Source organism: Mesorhizobium sp. M7A.F.Ca.CA.003.01.2.1, from assembly GCF_003998945.1.
Classification (GTDB): Bacteria; Pseudomonadota; Alphaproteobacteria; order Rhizobiales; family Rhizobiaceae; genus Mesorhizobium; species Mesorhizobium ciceri.
In genome coordinates this window covers 1-3,566 of record NZ_RZRA01000594.1, presented here as the reverse complement: position 1 = coordinate 3,566, position 3,566 = coordinate 1, and the positions used below count along the sequence as shown (strand labels likewise).

General features: G+C 64.3%; 3 protein-coding genes. All 3 read left to right on the top strand.

What is annotated here, in order from left to right; translation table 11 throughout:
• The first annotated feature begins 65 nt into the window (after positions 1–65).
• Entirely contained in the window at positions 66–1,424 is a 1,359-nt protein-coding gene (gene aroA, locus EN969_RS21805) for a 3-phosphoshikimate 1-carboxyvinyltransferase (protein WP_127419381.1), read from the top strand.
• A gap of 67 nt (positions 1,425–1,491) precedes the next feature.
• On the top strand, positions 1,492–2,136 hold the full coding sequence (cmk, locus tag EN969_RS21800; RefSeq protein WP_032898722.1) for a (d)CMP kinase: 645 nt from the start codon (positions 1,492–1,494) through the stop codon (positions 2,134–2,136).
• A 215-nt stretch (positions 2,137–2,351) separates the two neighbouring features.
• Positions 2,352–3,566, top strand: a 1,215-nt coding sequence (locus tag EN969_RS21795; RefSeq protein ID WP_127419380.1) for a 30S ribosomal protein S1, incomplete at its 3' end; no start/stop codon positions are given.

Genomic DNA, 3,566 nt, shown 5'->3' with positions numbered 1-3,566 from the left:
TGGTACGAGACCGCCGCAACAAATGAAAAGCGCCGGCCCGCCGGCATTCCGTCCAGGGAAATTCCATGTCTCACGCCGCCGCCCCCAAGCCGGCCACCGCCCGCCAATCCCCAGCCCTTTCCGGCATCGCGCGCGTGCCGGGCGACAAGTCGATCTCGCACCGTTCCTTCATGTTCGGCGGCCTCGCCTCCGGCGAGACCCGCATCACTGGCCTGCTCGAAGGCGAGGACGTGATGCGCACGGGTGCCGCCATGAAGGCAATGGGCGCGCATATCGAGAAGAACGGCGACGAGTGGGTGATCCGCGGCACCGGCAACGGCGCGCTGCTGCAGCCGGAAGGCCCGCTCGATTTCGGCAATGCCGGCACCGGCTCGCGGCTGACCATGGGCCTTGTCGGCACCTATGACATGGAGACGACCTTCATCGGCGATGCCTCGCTGTCGGGCCGGCCGATGGGCCGTGTGCTGGAACCCTTGCGCCAGATGGGCGTGCAGGTGCTGAAGGCGACGCCGGGCGACCGCATGCCGATCACACTGCATGGACCCAAGCATGCCGCACCGATCACCTATCGCGTGCCGATGGCCTCGGCGCAGGTGAAGTCCGCAGTGCTGCTCGCCGGCCTCAACACGCCCGGCATCACCACGGTGATCGAGCCGGTGATGACACGCGACCACACCGAAAAGATGCTGAAGGGGTTTGGCGCCAATCTGTCGGTCGAAACCGACGAGCGTGGCGTGCGCCACATCTTCATCGAAGGCCAGGGCAAGCTGACCGGCCAGACCATCGCCGTGCCGGGCGACCCGTCCTCGGCCGGCTTCCCGCTGGTGGCCGCCCTGATCGTGCCGGGTTCGGACATCACGATCGAAAACGTACTGATGAACCCGACCCGCACCGGCCTGCTTTTGACGCTGCAGGAGATGGGCGGCAACATCGACATCCTCAACCCACGCAATGCCGGCGGCGAGGATGTCGCCGACCTGCGGGTACGTTACTCCGAGCTCAAGGGCGTCATCGTGCCGCCCGAGCGGGCGCCGTCGATGATCGACGAGTATCCGGTGCTGGCGGTCGCTGCGAGCTTCGCCGAGGGCGAAACGCTGATGCAGGGGCTGGAGGAGTTGCGGGTGAAGGAATCCGACCGGCTGTCGTCCGTCGCCAACGGTCTGACGCTCAACGGCGTCGACTGCACCGAGGGCGAAGCTTCGCTTGCCGTGCGCGGCAAACCGGGCGGCAAGGGCCTTGGCGGCCATCCCAACGGCAAGGACACCACCGTGCAGACCCACCTCGACCACCGCATCGCCATGAGCTTTCTGGTCATGGGGCTGGCGACGGAAAAGCCGGTGACCATTGACGACGCCGCCATGATCGCGACCAGCTTTCCGGAGTTCATGGGGCTGATGACGGCGCTGGGCGCGGAGATCGGGTGACGGTCGTGGCAACCAATAGCCTTGGTACGTTGGCAGGCCAGCGCCCAACCCTTTCGGCGGTCTGCCAATGACACACGTCTTCACCATCGCCATCGACGGCCCCGCCGGCGCCGGCAAGGGCACCCTCGCCCGCCGGCTGGCCGACCACTACCGCCTCAACCTGCTCGACACCGGCCTCACCTACCGTGCCGTGGCCTATGCGCTCATCCAGCACGCGCTGCCGCTCGACAATGTCTCGGCGGCTGAAACCGCTGCCCGCCAGGTCGATCTGGCAAAGCTCGACCGGACGGTCTTGTCGGCGCATGCGGTCGGCGAGGCGGCCTCCAAGGTCGCGGTGTACCCGACCGTGCGGCGCATCCTCGTCGAAAAGCAGCGCGACTTCGCCAAGACGCCGCCGGGTGCGGTGCTCGACGGGCGCGACATCGGCACCGTGGTGTGCCCCGACGCCGACATCAAACTCTATGTGACGGCGAGCGCCGAGGTGCGAGCACAGCGCCGGCTGGCCGAGATCGAGAGCATCGGCGGGACCGCTGATTTTACCGAGATCCTCGCCGATATCATGCGCCGCGACCAGCGCGACATGGGCCGTGCCGACTCACCTTTGAAGCCGGCCGCCGACGCGCACTTGCTTGATACCAGCGAAATGGCTATAGAAGCCGCGTTTCTTGCAGCCATGGCGATCATCGATGACGTCTTGGCCAAGAGAGACTAGGTCTGATCCGGGTTTTTCCCTCGTCTTTCCGTTGTCGGAGGCGAAGAAAATACCCATATCGGGCACGAACCAGCCTGCCAGCATTCTTCATGCGCCGGAATTGCCGCTTAAAGAGCGGCCCAGGGCTTTTGTAGCCCGGAACGCCGGCAGGCCAACGCAACGCTAACCCACGGCGCCCGTCCCGCTTCCAGATGCGGGGCACTCCAGGAGAAACAATGTCAGCTGCAAATCCCACTCGCGATGATTTCGCGAGCCTGCTCGAAGAATCATTTACAACAGGCCATTCCGGCGAAGGCCAGGTCGTCAAGGGCACGATCACCGCGATCGAAAAGGACATGGCCATCATCGACGTCGGCCTCAAGGTCGAAGGCCGCGTGCCGCTGAAGGAATTTGGCGTCAAGGGCAAGGACACTACCCTCAAGGTTGGTGACACCGTCGAAGTCTATGTCGAGCGCATTGAAAACGCGCTTGGCGAAGCGATGCTTTCCCGTGAGAAGGCCCGTCGCGAAGAGAGCTGGGTCCGTCTCGAAGAGAAGTTCACCAAGGGTGAGCGCGTCGAAGGCGTCATCTTCAACCAGGTCAAGGGCGGCTTCACGGTCGACCTCGACGGCGCCGTGGCCTTCCTGCCGCGCAGCCAGGTCGATATCCGCCCGATCCGCGACGTCTCCCCGCTGATGCACAACCCGCAGCCCTTCGAGATCCTCAAGATGGATCGCCGCCGCGGCAACATCGTGGTGTCTCGCCGTACCGTGCTCGAAGAGAGCCGCGCCGAACAGCGTTCGGAAATCGTGCAGAACCTCGAAGAAGGCCAGGTTGTCGAAGGCGTCGTCAAGAACATCACCGATTACGGTGCGTTCGTCGACCTCGGCGGCATCGACGGCCTGCTGCATGTCACCGACATGGCATGGCGCCGCGTCAACCATCCGACCGAAATCCTCAACATCGGTCAGACGGTCAAGGTGCAGATCATCCGCATCAACCAGGAAACCCACCGTATCTCGCTCGGCATGAAGCAGCTCGAGAGCGATCCGTGGTCCGAGATCGGCACCAAGTTCCCGATCGGCAAGAAGATCAAGGGCACCGTCACCAACATCACCGACTACGGCGCGTTCGTCGAGCTGGAGCCGGGCATCGAGGGTCTCATCCACGTTTCGGAAATGTCGTGGACGAAGAAGAACGTGCATCCAGGCAAGATCCTGTCGACGACCCAGGAAGTCGACGTGGTGGTGCTCGAAGTCGATCCGGCCAAGCGCCGCATCTCGCTCGGCCTCAAGCAGACGCTCGAGAATCCGTGGCAGGCTTTCGCCTCTAGCCATCCGGTCGGCAGCCAGGTCGAGGGCGAGGTCAAGAACAAGACCGAGTTCGGCCTGTTCATCGGCCTCGAAGGCGACGTGGACGGCATGGTGCACCTTTCCGACCTCGACTGGACC

Excerpts from the sequence above, each read along its gene's own strand:
- cmk (WP_032898722.1), top strand. The coding sequence starts at position 1,492 with ATGACACACGTCTTCACCATCGCCATCGACGGCCCCGCCGGCGCCGGC.
- aroA (WP_127419381.1), top strand. The coding sequence starts at position 66 with ATGTCTCACGCCGCCGCCCCCAAGCCGGCCACCGCCCGCCAATCCCCA.